The sequence below is a fragment of the Herbaspirillum sp. 1130 genome (genome assembly GCF_017833835.1).
Classification (GTDB): Bacteria; Pseudomonadota; Gammaproteobacteria; order Burkholderiales; family Burkholderiaceae_D; genus Herbaspirillum; species Herbaspirillum huttiense.
On record NZ_JAFICQ010000006.1, the window covers coordinates 103,815 to 118,284 of the forward strand.

The window sequence follows — 14,470 nt, forward strand, 5'->3', positions numbered from 1 at the left end:
TCAGCAGCAAGGAAAGTCATGCGCAAGAGCAGTCCCCCCTCCCATGGCGCGCCCTCCAAGGGCGGCAAGCCATCCCGGCCCGTCAACCGTGGCCCGCACCAGGTGCGCATCATCGGCGGCCAGTGGAAGCGCACGCCGCTGCCGGTGCTGGACGCCGAAGGCCTGCGTCCCACGCCCGACCGCGTGCGCGAGACCGTCTTCAACTGGATCACCCATCTCATCGATGGTGCCTGGGAGCAAGTGGCCTGCCTGGATCTCTTCGCCGGCTCCGGCGCCCTCGGTTTCGAAGCCGCCAGCCGTGGCGCGCGCCGCGTGGTGATGGTGGAAAACAGCAGCCCGGCCGTGCGCCAGCTGGAAGCCAACCGCGACAAGCTCAAGGCCGACAAGCTGGCCATCGTCCGTGGCGACGCCCTGGCCGCCGTGCAGAGCGCGGCCCAGCGCGAGCCCGCGGGCTACGGCCTGGTCTTCATCGATCCGCCGTATCACCAGGGCTGGCTGGAAAAAGTGTTGCCAGCCTGCATGCCTTTGCTCACGCCCTCCGGACTGGTCTATGCCGAAGCCGAATATCCGCTCGACGGCGAGCAGGCCCCCGAATGGATGCAGGACTGGGAAGTGGTCCGCGCCGACAAGGCCGGCATGGTCTTCTATCATTTATTGCAACGCAAAAGCGGCACCCAAATTGAGGCATAATGCGCCTTCTGATTCAATAGCCGGAGAGGAGACACCATGGTCACAGCTGTATATCCGGGGACATTCGATCCGTTGACGCGCGGTCATGAGGACCTGGTCCGCCGCGCTTCCGGATTGTTCGACAAGCTGGTCGTGGGCGTAGCCGACAGCAAGAACAAGAAGCCCTTCTTTTCGCTCGAAGAGCGCCTGTCGATTGCCAACGAAGTGCTGGGGCATTATCCCAATGTGCAGGTGGAGAGCTTCTCGGGCCTCTTGAAGGATTTCGTGCGCCAGAACAATGCGCGCGTCATCGTGCGCGGCCTGCGCGCGGTCTCGGACTTCGAATACGAATTCCAGATGGCCGGCATGAACCGCTACCTGCTGCCGGACGTGGAAACGCTGTTCCTGACCCCGTCCGACCAGTACCAGTTCATCTCCGGCACCATCGTGCGCGAGATTGCGCAGCTGGGCGGCGATGTGTCCAAGTTCGTGTTCCCCTCGGTAGAGAAGTGGCTCAAGGAAAAGATCGCCAAGCAATGATGCCGGCGATGGTCAGGATTCAAGCCAGGCAACAGGCAAGCAAAAGGTAGTGCAATGATGTTTCAAGCAAGCGAGGTGCGGCAATGGCACTGATGATTACCGACGATTGCATCAACTGCGACGTCTGCGAACCGGAATGCCCCAACGAGGCCATCTACATGGGGCCGCAGATCTATGAGATCGATCCGGACAAATGTACCGAATGCGTCGGCCATTTCGAGGAACCGCAGTGCCAGCAGGTCTGCCCGGTGGCCTGCATCCCGTTCAATCCGGCCTGGCGCGAAAGCCGCGAGCAGTTGATGGACAAGTACGAACGCCTGCAGGCCGAGGCCAAGCGCAGCTGATCGTCCGGCTGCGGCCGTGCTGCAATTGAATGCCGTTCAGTGCTGCACTGAACGGCATTTTGATTTTGTTAATGCTCCTTGCTGGGAGCATTAAGCCTGGATTAATACCCGCTATCAGCGCCGGCCAACCACCGTCTGCCACTGCGCACGTACATTGGCTTGCCTGCCGGATTGACTGACGCGCCTCCTCCTGAACACGACATGCACCACCTGCCCAAATCCGCCGTCGCCGCCTTGCTGCTCAACACCTTCATCTGGGGCCTGTCCTGGACCGGCACGCGCGCGCTGGAAGGCATGGGCCTGCATCCGGTCTGGGCCACGGCCGCCATCTTCAGCGGCTGTGCGCTCTTGCTGCTGACCCTGCGCCATCGCGAACTGCCGCTGCTGTGGCGCCATCCGGCCCTGCTGGGCGTGGGGCTGGCCACGGGGCTGACCAATGCCTCCTTCAACATGGCAGTGGCCTATGGCGACGTGGTGCGGGTGATCCTGCTGTTCTACCTGATGCCGGTGTGGACCGTGATCCTGGCGCGCCTGGTGCTGCACGAAGCCATCACCCCGCGTTCGCTGGCACGCGTGGCCCTGGGATTGGGGGGCGCCTTCATCGTGCTGTACCAGCCGCGCCTGGGCCTGCCGCTGCCGCAGAGCCTGCCGGACTGGATGGCGGTGGCCTCGGGCCTGCTGTTTGCGGTGACCAACGTGCTGTTGCGCCGCCTGCACGGTTTCTCCGATGGCACGCGGGCGGTGGCGATGCTGGTGGGTAGCGGGGTCTTTGCCAGCCTCTTGGGCGTGGTGCTGTCGGCGGCCGGGGTGGTGGCCTGGCCGCTGCCCCTGCCGGTGGCGGCCGCGCCCGTGGTGGCGCTGTGGGCGGTGCTGTTCCTGGTATCGAACCTGAGCCTGCAATATGGCGTGGCACGTTTGCCGGCCAACATCGCTGCCGTCATCATGCTGGCCGAAATCCTGGTGGCGACCTTCTCGGCCTGGATGCTGGGCGCGGCCGAGCTGCGGCCGCAGGATCTGATCGGCGGCGTACTCATCATCGCCGCCCCCTGGATCGTCCGCGACCGCCGGGTGGCGGCGCAGCCGGCCTGATCAGTCGCTCATTCGGCCGGTGCCAGCATGACCCGGTTGCGCCCGGCTTCCTTGGCCTGGTAGAGCGCCTGGTCGGCGGCCTTGAGCATGGCCTGCTTGACCTCGGCGGCGGGACGGCTGCGGTCGGGCGGTGACAGCGAGGCCGCGCCGATGGAGGCGCTGATGCGCAGCGGATCGCGCGAGCCTTCAATCATTACGCCACGACTGCAGATGCCGGCGCGGATACGCTCGGCGATGCGTGCGGCGTCGTCCCGCGTGGCGTGCGTGAGCAGGACCACGAACTCTTCCCCGCCGAAGCGCCCCAGCGCATCCGACAGGCGCAGTTCCTTCTTGATGCGCGCGGCCACTTCACGCAGCACATCGTCGCCGCTCTGGTGGCCGAACTGGTCGTTGACGCGCTTGAAATGGTCGATGTCGATGAACAGGCAAGACAGTGCCGAGCGGTCACGCTGGCTGCGTGCCACTTCTTCCTGCATGCGCTGCTCGATGTAGCGGCGGTTGTTCACGCCGGTCAGCGGATCGGTGAGGCCGATGTGCTTGAGGCGTTCGTTGTTGATGACGTTTTCCAGGCAGATGGCCGCCACGGTCGCCAGGCGCTGGATGAAGTCGGTGGCCAGGCTGCGGGTGAAGCGCTCGGCATAGGCGCTGCCCAGCGACAGGTAGCCCAGCAGCCGGTGCTGGCGCACCAGCGGCAGCACCGCCACGCTCACCGGCTGGTAATGCGGGAACAGCGCGCCGTGCAGCGCCGGCACGTACTGGCCCAGGCGCGGTTTTTCATCGTCCAGCGGGCCATCCTCGTCGATGAAGTGCAGCGGGGCTTTCAGGAACAGCAGCTTGGGGAATTCGTTCACGCCGATCTGCAGGTCGCGCAGGATGCGCTGGATCGCGTAGTCGCCATCGATCAGGGACAGCGTCACCGTCTCCAGGCTGAACACGCCGGGCATCACGGTCAGGATGACGTCAATCAGTTCGCGGAATTCGCTGGCGCCGATCAGTTTCAGGTCGAAGGCCTGATGGCGTTCGATGATGGACTGGTTGATGTGCGCCTGCTGCAGCAGCTCCTGCAGCTCGCTCCTCAGTTGCTCGTTGTCGGCAATCAGCGATTCCATATCGATGGTGGCTTTCATGTGCTCATCTGCATTTTCCGGCGTCCGGCCGGCCCCTTGCCCAATCCGGTTGCCCGGTCTCCCTGCGGCCGCGATGTCGCGCGTGCGGCCTGACTGCCTGTATTGCGATTGCCGTGATCCGATCCGACGTTATCGGCAGGGACGGCGGCAAATGAAGCCCGTCCCGCTGTCATTCCTGTCCAGCAAGAAGCGTTCCCGTCCGCTTGCCTGCTGGCGCCGCCTCAGGCGGCCAGGGGCGCGAAGAAGCGCTCGCCCATCTCTTCCAGACCCAGCGTGCGCAGCACTTCCTGCAGGCGCTCGGCCGGACGGCGGCGCGGCAGGTCGCGGTATTGCGCAATGATCAACTCATTCTTCATCGAATGTTCCCAGCCCACCAGCTCGGTCACGCTGACCTTGTAGCCATGCGCTTCCAGCTGCAGGCAACGCAGCACGTTGGTGACCTGGCTGCCGAATTCGCGCGTGTGCAGCGGATGGCGCCAGATCTCGGTGAGCGAATTGGCAAGCGACTTGCCCTTGTTGCGATTGAGCACCGAGGCCACTTCGGCCTGGCAACACGGCACCAGCACGATGAAGCGCGCCTGTTTGGCCAGCGCGAAATGGATGGCGTCATCGGTGGCGGTATCGCAGGCGTGCAGGGCGGTGACGACGTCAATCTTTTCCGGCAGGCTGGGCGAGGTGATGGAATCGGCCACCGACAGGTTCAGGAAGGACATGCCGCCGAAGCCCAGGCGTGCGGCCAGTTCTTCGGACTTGCGCACCAGCTCTTCGCGCGTTTCGATGCCGTAGATGCGCGGTGCCCCTTGCAGGCTTTTGAAGAACAGGTCGTAGAGGATGAAGCCGAGATAGGATTTGCCCGCGCCATGGTCGACCAGGCTCACGTCGGGATGATCGTCCAGCACTTCCTGCAGCAGCGGTTCGATGAACTGGTAGAGGTGGTAGACCTGTTTCAGTTTGCGGCGGCTGTCCTGGTTCAGCTTGCCGTCGCGCGTGAGGATGTGGAGTTCCTTGAGCAGTTCGATGGACTGGCCGGGGCGGATCTCATGCGCCTGCGGGGTGCTCTCGGCAGTGGGTTTGGCCCGGTTCGGCTGGCGGCCGGGGGCGCTGTTGGCTTGCTTGCTCATGATGCTGCACTGGCGAAGGGCCGGCGCGCAGGCCGGCGGGGTGGATTCGGGGGCAGGGCGGCGAGCTCCGGAGCTCGGCAAAGGCCTGCCGTGGCCGGGCATTTTACCCGATCCCGATGTCCACTTCGTGAAGTGCTGCTGCCGTGCGCGCCATGTTGCAAGCGAGCAAACATGCGCGCACGGGCCAGTCTCATGGGCTCACACCCGTTCGATCACCAGCGCGATGCCCTGGCCCACGCCGATGCACATGGTGCACAACGCATACCGGCCACCGGTGCGCTCCAGCTGGTTGAGCGCGGTGGTCACCAGCCGCGCGCCGGAAGCCCCCAGCGGGTGGCCGATGGCAATCGCACCGCCATTCGGATTGACGTGTGCGGCATCGTCGGGCAAGCCCAGATCGCGCGTCACCGCCAGTCCCTGTGCGGCAAAGGCTTCGTTGAGTTCGATCACGTCCATCTGCGCCAGCGTCAGTCCGACTTGCGCCAATACCTTGCGTGCTGCCGGGGCCGGGCCGAAGCCCATGATGCGCGGCGCGACACCGGCGGTGGCCATGCCCAGCACGCGCGCACGCGGCTTCAGGCGATACAGGTCGGCCGCCTTGGGCGAGGCCAGCAGCAGCGCGCAGGCGCCATCGTTGACGCCGGACGCATTGCCGGCCGTGACCGTGCCATCGGGACGCACCACGCCCTTCAGTTTGGCCAGCGTGGCCAGGGTGGTGTCCGGGCGCGGATGTTCGTCGGTGGTGACGATGAGCGGATCGCCCTTCTTCTGCGGGATGGCCAGCGGTGCGATCTCGCCCGCGAAGAAACCGGCCTCTTGTGCTGCCGCCCAGCGTTGCTGGCTGCGCAGTGCAAAGGCGTCCTGGTCGGCCCGGTTGATGTTGAAATCGGTGGCGACGTTTTCGGCCGTCTCGGGCATCGAGTCGATGCCGTACTGCGCCTTCATCAGCGGATTGACGAAGCGCCAGCCGATGGTGGTATCGAAGATCGCGGCACTGCGCGAGAAAGCCGATTCCGCCTTGCCCATCACGAAGGGCGCGCGCGTCATGCTCTCCACGCCGCCGGCGATCATCAGCTGCACCTCGCCCGATTTGATGGCGCGTGCGGCCATGCCCACCGCATCGAGGCTGGAGCCGCACAGGCGGTTGAGGGTGGTGCCCGGCACCTCGATGGGCAAGCCGGCCAGCAGACCGGCCATGCGGGCCACGTTGCGGTTGTCTTCGCCGGCCTGGTTGGCGCAGCCGTAAAGGATGTCGTCGACGCAGCGCCAGTCCACGCCGGGGTTGCGCTCCATCAGGCTGCGGATCGGCGCAGCCGCCAGGTCATCGGCGCGCACCGCGCCCAATGCACCGCCATAGCGGCCGAAGGGCGTGCGGATGGCGTCACAGATCAATGCTTCCATAAGTTGTTTTCTTCCTGGATCAAGGGTTGCAGGGCCGGGCATCAGGCCGGAACGGCCGAGGTGGCGGCGGCTTCGGCCTTCTTGCGATGGTCGATCACGCGTTTGGCCTTGCCCACCGAGGTGCGCTCGATCATGCCGGCCGGCACCACCGTCACCTTGGTCGAAATGCCGACATAGGTCTTGATGCTGTGCTGCAGTTCTTTCTCCAGCGCCTCCACGTGTTCGTTGGAGGCATCCTCGCGCAGCTCGGCGAAGACGCACATGCTGTCCATGTGGCCGTGGCGTTCGATCTGCAGCTGGTATTGCGGGGCCAGTTGCGGCAGCTTCAGGATCAGTTCCTCGATCTGGGTCGGGAACACGTTCACGCCACGGATGATGAGCATGTCGTCCGAACGTCCGGTGATCTTGCCGATGCGGCGCATCGCGCGCGAGGTCGGCGGCAACAGGCGCGTGAGGTCGCGGGTACGGTAGCGGATCATCGGCAGCGCTTCCTTGGTCAGCGAGGTAAAGACCAGTTCGCCTTCAGAGCCATCGGGCAGCACTTCGCCGGTATCCGGGTCGATGATCTCGGGATAGAAATGGTCTTCCCAGATCACCGGGCCATCCTTGCTCTCGATGCATTCGCTGGCCACGCCCGGCCCCATCACTTCGGAGAGGCCGTAGATGTCCACTGCATCGATGCCGGCGCGCTGCTGGATCTCGCGGCGCATGGCATCGGTCCAGGGCTCGGCGCCGAAGATGCCGACCTTCAGCGAGCTGGCCGCCGCATCCAGTCCCTGGCGCTGGAACTCCTCGATCACGTTGAGCATGTAGGAGGGCGTGACCATGATGATGCTGGGTTTGAAATCACGAATGAGCTGCACCTGCTTCTCGGTCTGGCCGCCCGACATGGGGATCACGGTGCAGCCCAGTTTTTCGGCACCATAGTGCGCGCCCAGGCCGCCGGTGAAGAGCCCGTAGCCATAGGAAATCTGCACGATGTCGCCACGCCGGCCGCCGGCGGCGCGAATGGAGCGCGCCACCACGGTAGCCCAGGTATCGATGTCGTTCTGCGTATAGCCCACCACGGTCGGCTTGCCGGTGGTGCCGCTGGAAGCGTGCACCCGCACCACCTGTTCGCGCGGTACGGCAAACATGCCGAAGGGATAGTGGTCGCGCAGGTCCTGCTTGGTGGTGAAGGGAAATTTGGACAGATCCGACAGGCTCTTGAGATCGTCCGGATGCACGCCGGCCTGGTCGAAGGCATTGCGGTAGTGCGCCACGTTGTCATAGGCGTGCTGCAAGGACCATTTCAGGCGTTGCAGCTGCAGCGCCTGCAGTTCGTCGCGGCTGGCGGTTTCGATGGGTTCCAGATCGCCGGGTTGTGGAGTGCGGGTGGTCATGGTGGTCTCCTGTCTCTGTTGGTATTGGTGTTCTTTTATGCGTGGCCTTGCTGCGCCGCTGGCAGTCCGCTGATCACCTCGCCCTTGATGCGATAGGACTTGCCCCGGAACAGCGCGATGATCTTGCCGTCCTGGTTGCTCACGGTGATGTCGTAGACCCCGGTGCGGCCGGCCAGCGTACGTTCCTGTGCCTCGGCAGTCAGGACGTCATTGCGCAGGGCCGGTGCCACGTATTCGATGCTGCACCCCGATGCCACGGTGTTGAGATTACGGCTGTTGCAGGCAAATGCAAAGCTGCTGTCGGCCAGCGCGAAGATGAAACCGCCGTGGCAGGTGGCGTGGCCATTGAGCATGTCGCTGCGCACCAGCATGCTCATGCGCGCGCGGCCGGGCGCGACTTCCAGGATCCTCATGCCCAGCGCCTGGGAAGCGTTGTCGCGCGGGAACATGGCCTGTACCGTGGCCTCGGCCAGGGCTTGCGGATCCATCTCGGCAGATGGGAATGACAATGCGGTTTCACTCATGGAATTTCCTCCCGGATGCTTGCAGTCGTTGGAGCAGGGGCGAGACGCGGTAGCGGTCTTCGCCATAGGTGGCACTGAGCTGGCGCAGTACATTGGCGACGGTGTCGACGCCGATGGCATCGGCCCAGGCCAGCGGGCCGCGCGGATAGTTGACGCCCTTCTGCATGGCCAGGTCGGCGTCCTGCTTGCTGCACACGCCCTGGCTGACGGCGTCCGCCGCTTCGTTGATGAGCATGCAGACGGTGCGCATGACCACCATGCCCGGCACGTCCTGCAGCGGCGAGAGGGCAAAGCCGCAGTGTTGCAGCACGCCCGCCACCGCCTCCCAGGCCCGGTCGCGGCACTGGTCGGCGCGGGTCAGGGCCAGGCGCGGGGCCGTGGCATAGTCCAGTGCCAGGTCCACCAGCACCACGTCGGGCATGTTGTAGTCATAGGATTGCTGGGTCGCGGTGCGGCCGCCGGTCATGTAGAGGCGGCCGGGGCCGGCCTTCATCAGCAGCTGGTCGGCGCGCGCCTCGCAGTACTCCACGCGGCCCTGATAGCGCGCGCGGATCACTTCCACCAGCGGATGCGTACCGAACAATTGCAGCGGTACCGTGGGCGTGCCGAATGCCGGGACGGTGACTGGCTGTGGCGTTTCCGGTGCCTCGCCATAGCGATAGAAACCGCGTCCGCTCTTGCGCCCGAGGAAGCCGGCGTGCACCAGCTCCTGCTGGATCAGCGACGGCGTGAAACGAGGATCGTTGAAATACGCCTGGAACACCGATTGCGTGACGGCGAAATTGACGTCATGCCCGATCAGGTCCATCAGTTCGAACGCCCCCATGCGGAAACCGCCGGACTCGCGCAGGATGGCGTCGATGGTCGCCGGTTGCGCACCGCGCTCATTGAGCACGCGCAAGGCTTCGGCGTAATAGGGACGCGCCAGCCGGTTGACGATGAAGCCCGGTGTCGAGGCGGCCACCACCGGCACCTTTCCCCAGGCCAGCGCGGTGTCATGCAGGCACTGCACCACGGTGGCATCGCTGCATACGCCGCGGATGATTTCCACCAGCGCCATCATCGGCACCGGGTTGAAGAAATGCATGCCGGCCAGACGTTCGGGATGGCGCAGCGTGGCTGCGATCTGGGTGATCGAGATCGAGGAGGTATTGCTGGCCAGGATGCACTGCGCATCGACGATGGCTTCCAGCTTGCCGAACAGTTCCTGCTTGGCCGCCAGCTGTTCGACGATGGCTTCCACCACCAGGCGCGCATCGCGCATTTCCTGCAGCGCGTGCGCTACCGACAGCCGGTCGCTCGCGCCTTGCGCCTGTTCGTGCGTGATCTTGCCCTTGTTGGCCAGCTTGTCGAGGCTGGCGCGGATGTCGGCGATGGCCTTGGCCGCGGCACCGTCGCGGCTGTCGTAGAGCTGCACCGGATGGCCGGCGACTGCCGCCACCTGCGCAATGCCGGCGCCCATGGTGCCGCTGCCGATGACAGCGACGCGGGCCGTGGCGGGCAGGGCGTGCGGAGACTCTGCTGCGCTCATGTCATTGTCCCGTGAATTGCGGCGCGCGCTTTTCCAGGAAGGCGCTCACGCCTTCGCGGTAGTCGCGGCTGTGGCCGAGGGTGCGCATGGTGTCGCGTTCCAGGTCCAGCTGTTCGGGCAGCGTATTGGCCGGGCTGGCATACAGCGTGGCCTTGGTGGCGGCCAGGCCCTTGGTCGGGGCGCGGGCGAAGTGGGTGGCCATGGCATAGGCTTCTTCCATGAGCTTGTCGTCGTCCACGCACTTCCAGATCAGGCCCCAGCATTCGGCTTGCTCGGCGCTGATCTTCTCGCCCAGCAGTGCCATGCCCATGGCGCGCGCCGTGCCCACCAGGCGCGGCAGGAAATAGGTGCCGCCGGTATCGGGGATCAATCCCAGCTTGCAGAACACTTCCACGAAGCTGGCCGAACGCGCGGCCAGCACGATGTCGCAGGCCAGCGGCAGGTTGGCGCCCGCACCGGCGGCCACGCCATTGACGGCGCAGATCACCGGGAAGGGCAGCGCCCGCAGCGACTTCACCAGCGGACCGTAGTACTTGTCGATGGATTCGCCCAGGTCGACGGCGCCGTCGCCGGGTTTGACGGCGCGGTCGCCCAGGTCCTGGCCGGCACAGAAACCGCGACCGGCACCGGTGAGCAGCAGCACCCGCACGCTGGTGTCGGCCTGCAGCGTGGCGATGGCCTCGCGCAATTCCAGGTGCATGGCCACGGTGAAGCTGTTGAGCTTGTCAGGGCGGTTCAGGGTGATGACGGCGATGCCGTCATGGTTCTCGAAGAGGATGGTGGAGTCGCTCATGGGCTCAGGAAAGTTCAGGGGCTGATCAAAGGGAGGGCCGCATCGTGCGGGCGTGGCTGGCTCAGTTGTCCTGGTCGAAGTCCAGCAGCAGCTTGTCGCTGACCGGGAAGGATTGGCAGCTCAGGACGAAGCCGCGCGCGATCTCGTAGTCTTCGAGCGCGTAGTTGGCATCCATGTCGACCTTGCCCTCGACCACCTTGCAGCGGCAGGTGGCGCACACGCCGCCCTTGCAGGAGTAGCGCAGGTCGATGCCGTGCTTCAGGCCGGCGTCGAGCACGGATTCCTTTTCCTTGTCCATGGTGAAGACGTTGTGATAGCCGTCGACGATGACCGTGACTTCGCATTCCTTCTTGCCGACGACCGGGCGCGAAGCATGCGCACGCGTCGGCGCGCTGGCGGCGAACAATTCGGTCTTGATCTGCGCCTTGGGCAGGCCATGCGCCTGCAGCGAATCGGAGACGGCCTGCACCATTTCTTCCGGGCCGCACAGGAAGGCGGCATCCACGTCCTTGAGATCGATCCAGGAGGCGAAGAAGGCATCGCACTTGCTGCGGTCGATGCGGCCGTTGAACAATTCCACGTCCTGCTGTTCGCGGCTCATCACCCAGATCACGTTGAGGCGTTCGAGGTAGGCATCCTTGAGGTCGGTGATGTCTTCCTTGAAGATCACCGAGGAGGAAGCGCGATTGGCATAGACCAGCGTGAAGCGGCTGTGCGGCTCGGCCAGCAGGGTGGTCTTGATGATGGAGATCATCGGCGTGATGCCGCTGCCCGCCGCAAAGGCCAGGTAGTGCTTGCGGTTGGCCGCATCCAGCGGGACGTTGAAGTGGCCCATGGGCGGCATCACTTCGATGCTTTGTCCCGGAACAAAGGATTCATTGGCCCAGTTCGAGAACAGCCCGCCCGGCACGCGCTTGATGGCTACGCGCAACTGCTTTTCCTGGGTAGCCGCGCAGATCGAATAGGAGCGGCGCAATTCCTCGCCCTCGATGTGCGAGCGCAGTGTCAGGTGCTGGCCTTGCTGGTAGGAAAACGTGTCCTGCAATTCGGGCGGGACGGCGAAGGAGACCACGATGGTGTCGCGCGTTTCCTGTTTCACGCCCGAGATGGTCAGTGGATAGAATTTGCTCATGATCTTGTGCCTTTGTTCTGGGACATTGAGCGCGGCTCAATGCGCCTTGAAGTAATCGAACGGTTCGCGGCAGTCCTTGCACTGGTACAGCGCCTTGCAGGAGGTGGAGCCGAACTGGCTCACGCAGACCGTCTGCATCGAACCGCAATGCGGGCATTGCACCTGCGGTGCAGCTTGTCGCCGGATACTGATGCCGCGAATGTCGATGACCTGCTGCGCCGGGGGCGCGATGCCGTATTGCTGCAGGTTGCGGCGGCCTTTCTCGCTCATCCAGTCGGTGTTCCAGGCCGGTGCCAGCTGCGTGCGGATGGCCACCTCGGCCAGTCCGTGCTGCTTGAGTGCCGTGCTGATGTCCTGCGCGATCACGCCCATGGCCGGGCAGCCGGAGTAGGTCGGGGTGATGACCACGGTGCAGCGTGCTGCCTCGGCATCGTCATCGGAAACCTCGACGGCGCGCACGATGCCCAGGTCCACCACCGAGATGACCGGAATCTCCGGATCGGGAATGGCCTCCAGCCATTCCCAGATGCTCGCCTGCAGCGTCTGCGCGCGGGAGGCCAGCTCGTTCACCAGCTCGCTCCCGGATAGGTGCGCTGCAGGAACTGCATCTCCGCCAGCAGGTAGCCCAGGTGTTCGGTATGCCGTCCCTGCTTGCCGCCACTCTGCATCCACAGTCCGGACGCTGGCAGTTGCAGTGTGGCTTCGCGCATCACCTCGGTGACGTGCTGCTGCCACTTCTGCTGCAGTTCTGCGAGATCCGGTGCGATGCCATCGGCCTGCATGGCCTGGTCCAGCGCGTCGGTGGTGAACAGTTCGCCGGTGTACATCCACAGCGCATCGATGGCGTCCTGCATGCGGCGATGGCTTTCTTCGCTGCCATCACCCAGGCGGATCATCAGGTCGGTACTGCGGCGCACGTGATAGGTGACTTCCTTGAAGCACTTCTGCGCGATCTCGGCGATGCGCGCATCGCTGCTTTCACAGAGTCCCTCAAGCAGGAAGTAATGCCACACGTCGAAGAGGAACTGGCGTGCCAGCGTATCGGCATAGCTGCCATTGGGCAGCTCCACCAGCAGCAGGTTGTGGAACTGATGGGCATCGCGCAGGAAGGCCAGCTGGTCTTCGTTGTGTCCTGCACCTTCCAGTTCGGCGGCGTAGGCCAGCCACAGGCGGGCCTGGCCGATCAGGTCCAGCGAGACGTTGATCAAGGCCATGTCTTCTTCCAGGGCCGGGCCCTTGCCGCACCATTCGGAGAGGCGCTGCGAGAGCACCAGGACGTTGTCGCCCAGGCGTCGCACGTAATCGGTTTTGTGGGTCATGGTGCGCGCCTCTTACAGGTTCTTCAGTTCAGCCGGCATGGGGAAGAAGGTCGGGTGGCGATACACCTTGCTGTTGGCCGGTTCGAACAGCGGGGCCTTGTCGCCGGGGCTGGAGGAGACGATGTCGGCGGCGCGCACCACCCAGATGCCCACGCCTTCATTGCGGCGGGTGTAGACGTCGCGCGCGTTGTTGATGGCCATCTCGCCATCGGGGGCATGCAGGCTGCCGACGTGTTTATGGGCCAGACCGTGCTGGCTGCGGATGAAGACTTCCCAGAGAGGCCATTCCTTGCTCATGATGCGTTTCCTTGTTGGCGGGCCGCCCGGTGATGTCGGGCGGCCACTGGCAGGTTGTGAGATGAAGCGATTCAGAAACAGACGATGGGCGAATCACGCCGCCTTGCGCGCGGCACGCTTGTCGGCGTGCGCCACCAGCGCATCGCGGAACCACGCACCGTCGTCATAGGCTTTCTTGCGGGTGGCCAGGCGTTCGCGGTTGCAGGGGCCATTGCCGCGCAGGACGTTGTGGAATTCATCCCAGTTGATTTCACCGAAGTCGTAGCGGCCACGTTCTTCGTTCCACTTGAGATCGGGGTCGGGCACGGTCAGGCCCAGGTATTCGATCTGCGGGATGGTCTGGTCGACCATGCGCTGGCGCAGTTCGTCATTGGAGAAGAGCTTGATGCGCCACTGCATCGATTGCGCGCTGTTGACCGATTCCGCATCGGAGGGACCGAACATCATCAGCGCCGGCCACCACCAGCGGTTCAGCGCATCCTGCGCCATCTGCTTCTGCTCGGGCGTGCCACGGCACAGCGCCAGCATGATGTCGTACCCCTGGCGGGCGTGGAAGGATTCCTCCTTGCATACGCGCACCATGGCGCGCGAATAGGGACCATAGGAGCAGCGGCACAGCGGGATCTGGTTGATGATGGCCGAGCCATCCACCAGCCAGCCAATGGCCCCCATGTCGGCCCAGCTCAGGGTCGGATAGTTGAAGATGCTGGAGTACTTGGCCTTGCCGGAATGCAGGTCGCCCAGCAGCGCATCGCGCGACACGCCCAGGGTTTCTGCCGCGCTGTAGAGGTAGAGGCCGTGCCCGGCTTCGTCCTGGATCTTGGCCAGCAGGATGGCCTTGCGCTCCAGGGTCGGGGCGCGCGTGACCCAGTTGGCCTCGGGCAGCTGGCCGACGATTTCCGAGTGGGCGTGCTGCGAGATCTGGCGCACCAGCGTCTTGCGATAGGCCTCGGGCATCCAGTCCTTGGGCTCGATCTTGACGCCCGCATCGATGCGCGCCTGGAAAGCCTGTTCTTCGGGGGACATGTCATCGGCGCTGCGCACCTTGGCCAGTCCGGTTTCTACGAGTTGTGCATACATGCTGCTTCTCCATGAAGGTGGATCACGCGGAGGCAGGACGAACACGGTCCTTGCCGCAGGGACCGGCCCTGCGTCTGCGTGAGGTGTAAGCGTGAATCTTGAAACTGAAAAAAATGTGCAG

At 64.5% G+C, this 14,470-nt stretch carries 16 protein-coding genes; 4 read left to right on the plus strand and 12 right to left on the minus strand.

Annotation, left to right across the window (positions count from 1 at the left end):
• Positions 1 to 18 precede the first annotated feature (18 nt).
• The 4 genes from rsmD to JOD78_RS24720 all read left to right on the plus strand — a co-directional run bounded on the left by rsmD (position 19) and on the right by JOD78_RS24720 (position 2,642).
• Positions 19 to 690 (plus strand): 16S rRNA (guanine(966)-N(2))-methyltransferase RsmD, encoded by a 672-nt coding sequence (gene rsmD, locus JOD78_RS24705; protein WP_121040472.1) that lies wholly within the window; start codon positions 19 to 21, stop codon positions 688 to 690.
• 36 nt (positions 691 to 726) lie between these two features.
• Positions 727 to 1,209 (plus strand): pantetheine-phosphate adenylyltransferase, encoded by a 483-nt coding sequence (gene coaD, locus JOD78_RS24710; protein WP_006461533.1) that lies wholly within the window; start codon positions 727 to 729, stop codon positions 1,207 to 1,209.
• Positions 1,210 to 1,292: 83 nt separating this feature from the next.
• Positions 1,293 to 1,553 carry a YfhL family 4Fe-4S dicluster ferredoxin gene (locus tag JOD78_RS24715; protein WP_034330680.1) on the plus strand — a complete coding sequence of 87 codons (261 nt, stop codon included), beginning with the start codon at positions 1,293 to 1,295 and terminating at the stop codon, positions 1,551 to 1,553.
• Positions 1,554 to 1,754: 201 nt separating this feature from the next.
• Positions 1,755 to 2,642 carry a DMT family transporter gene (locus JOD78_RS24720; RefSeq protein WP_209569337.1) on the plus strand — a complete coding sequence of 296 codons (888 nt, stop codon included), beginning with the start codon at positions 1,755 to 1,757 and terminating at the stop codon, positions 2,640 to 2,642.
• A gap of 8 nt (positions 2,643 to 2,650) precedes the next feature.
• Here JOD78_RS24720 and JOD78_RS24725 read toward each other — a convergent pair whose 3' ends face one another.
• The 12 genes from JOD78_RS24725 to paaA form a co-directional block, all read right to left on the minus strand.
• A complete protein-coding gene (locus tag JOD78_RS24725; RefSeq protein ID WP_034330685.1) occupies positions 2,651 to 3,769 on the minus strand; it encodes a sensor domain-containing diguanylate cyclase in 1,119 nt (372 codons plus the stop codon).
• A 221-nt stretch (positions 3,770 to 3,990) separates the two neighbouring features.
• Positions 3,991 to 4,890 (minus strand): SAM-dependent methyltransferase, encoded by a 900-nt coding sequence (locus tag JOD78_RS24730; RefSeq protein WP_209569336.1) that lies wholly within the window; start codon positions 4,888 to 4,890, stop codon positions 3,991 to 3,993.
• Between the two features lie 198 nt (positions 4,891 to 5,088).
• Positions 5,089 to 6,291 (minus strand): 3-oxoadipyl-CoA thiolase, encoded by a 1,203-nt coding sequence (gene pcaF, locus JOD78_RS24735; protein ID WP_121040466.1) that lies wholly within the window; start codon positions 6,289 to 6,291, stop codon positions 5,089 to 5,091.
• Between the two features lie 41 nt (positions 6,292 to 6,332).
• Entirely contained in the window at positions 6,333 to 7,673 is a 1,341-nt protein-coding gene (paaK, locus tag JOD78_RS24740) for a phenylacetate--CoA ligase PaaK (protein WP_121040464.1), read from the minus strand.
• Between the two features lie 35 nt (positions 7,674 to 7,708).
• Entirely contained in the window at positions 7,709 to 8,197 is a 489-nt protein-coding gene (gene paaI / locus JOD78_RS24745) for a hydroxyphenylacetyl-CoA thioesterase PaaI (RefSeq protein ID WP_121040462.1), read from the minus strand.
• Complete coding sequence (locus JOD78_RS24750) at positions 8,190 to 9,728, minus strand: 3-hydroxyacyl-CoA dehydrogenase (protein ID WP_134136923.1); 1,539 nt, start codon at positions 9,726 to 9,728, stop codon at positions 8,190 to 8,192. Before JOD78_RS24750 ends, paaI begins: the two co-directional genes overlap by 8 nt.
• 1 nt (position 9,729) lies before the next feature.
• The gene (gene paaG, locus JOD78_RS24755) at positions 9,730 to 10,521 is read right to left on the minus strand and encodes a 2-(1,2-epoxy-1,2-dihydrophenyl)acetyl-CoA isomerase PaaG (RefSeq protein ID WP_121040458.1); all 792 of its coding nucleotides are present in this window, start codon (positions 10,519 to 10,521) and stop codon (positions 9,730 to 9,732) included.
• 61 nt (positions 10,522 to 10,582) lie between these two features.
• Positions 10,583 to 11,653, minus strand: coding sequence for a 1,2-phenylacetyl-CoA epoxidase subunit PaaE (gene paaE / locus JOD78_RS24760; protein WP_121040456.1), 1,071 nt, complete (start codon positions 11,651 to 11,653; stop codon positions 10,583 to 10,585).
• A gap of 36 nt (positions 11,654 to 11,689) precedes the next feature.
• Positions 11,690 to 12,223 carry a 1,2-phenylacetyl-CoA epoxidase subunit PaaD gene (gene paaD / locus JOD78_RS24765; protein WP_121040454.1) on the minus strand — a complete coding sequence of 178 codons (534 nt, stop codon included), beginning with the start codon at positions 12,221 to 12,223 and terminating at the stop codon, positions 11,690 to 11,692.
• Positions 12,220 to 12,972 carry a 1,2-phenylacetyl-CoA epoxidase subunit PaaC gene (paaC, locus tag JOD78_RS24770; protein WP_204727024.1) on the minus strand — a complete coding sequence of 251 codons (753 nt, stop codon included), beginning with the start codon at positions 12,970 to 12,972 and terminating at the stop codon, positions 12,220 to 12,222. Before paaC ends, paaD begins: the two co-directional genes overlap by 4 nt.
• 12 nt (positions 12,973 to 12,984) lie before the next feature.
• On the minus strand, positions 12,985 to 13,269 hold the full coding sequence (gene paaB / locus JOD78_RS24775) for a 1,2-phenylacetyl-CoA epoxidase subunit PaaB (RefSeq protein WP_008332574.1): 285 nt from the start codon (positions 13,267 to 13,269) through the stop codon (positions 12,985 to 12,987).
• Positions 13,270 to 13,362: 93 nt separating this feature from the next.
• Positions 13,363 to 14,349, minus strand: a complete 987-nt coding sequence (paaA, locus tag JOD78_RS24780) for a 1,2-phenylacetyl-CoA epoxidase subunit PaaA (protein ID WP_039786318.1) — start codon at positions 14,347 to 14,349, stop codon at positions 13,363 to 13,365.
• Positions 14,350 to 14,470 lie beyond the last annotated feature (121 nt).

What these genes read in the sequence shown, in the direction of transcription:
- rsmD (WP_121040472.1), top strand. Translation starts at nt 19, where the DNA reads ATGCGCAAGAGCAGTCCCCCCTCCCATGGCGCGCCCTCCAAGGGCGGC.
- coaD (WP_006461533.1), top strand. Translation starts at nt 727, where the DNA reads ATGGTCACAGCTGTATATCCGGGGACATTCGATCCGTTGACGCGCGGT.
- JOD78_RS24715 (WP_034330680.1), top strand. Translation starts at nt 1,293, where the DNA reads ATGGCACTGATGATTACCGACGATTGCATCAACTGCGACGTCTGCGAA.
- JOD78_RS24720 (WP_209569337.1), top strand. Translation starts at nt 1,755, where the DNA reads ATGCACCACCTGCCCAAATCCGCCGTCGCCGCCTTGCTGCTCAACACC.
- JOD78_RS24725 (WP_034330685.1), bottom strand. Translation starts at nt 3,769, where the DNA reads ATGAAAGCCACCATCGATATGGAATCGCTGATTGCCGACAACGAGCAA.
- JOD78_RS24730 (WP_209569336.1), bottom strand. Translation starts at nt 4,890, where the DNA reads ATGAGCAAGCAAGCCAACAGCGCCCCCGGCCGCCAGCCGAACCGGGCC.
- pcaF (WP_121040466.1), bottom strand. Translation starts at nt 6,291, where the DNA reads ATGGAAGCATTGATCTGTGACGCCATCCGCACGCCCTTCGGCCGCTAT.
- paaK (WP_121040464.1), bottom strand. Translation starts at nt 7,673, where the DNA reads ATGACCACCCGCACTCCACAACCCGGCGATCTGGAACCCATCGAAACC.
- paaI (WP_121040462.1), bottom strand. Translation starts at nt 8,197, where the DNA reads ATGAGTGAAACCGCATTGTCATTCCCATCTGCCGAGATGGATCCGCAA.
- JOD78_RS24750 (WP_134136923.1), bottom strand. Translation starts at nt 9,728, where the DNA reads ATGAGCGCAGCAGAGTCTCCGCACGCCCTGCCCGCCACGGCCCGCGTC.
- paaG (WP_121040458.1), bottom strand. Translation starts at nt 10,521, where the DNA reads ATGAGCGACTCCACCATCCTCTTCGAGAACCATGACGGCATCGCCGTC.
- paaE (WP_121040456.1), bottom strand. Translation starts at nt 11,653, where the DNA reads ATGAGCAAATTCTATCCACTGACCATCTCGGGCGTGAAACAGGAAACG.
- paaC (WP_204727024.1), bottom strand. Translation starts at nt 12,972, where the DNA reads ATGACCCACAAAACCGATTACGTGCGACGCCTGGGCGACAACGTCCTG.
- paaB (WP_008332574.1), bottom strand. Translation starts at nt 13,269, where the DNA reads ATGAGCAAGGAATGGCCTCTCTGGGAAGTCTTCATCCGCAGCCAGCAC.
- paaA (WP_039786318.1), bottom strand. Translation starts at nt 14,349, where the DNA reads ATGTATGCACAACTCGTAGAAACCGGACTGGCCAAGGTGCGCAGCGCC.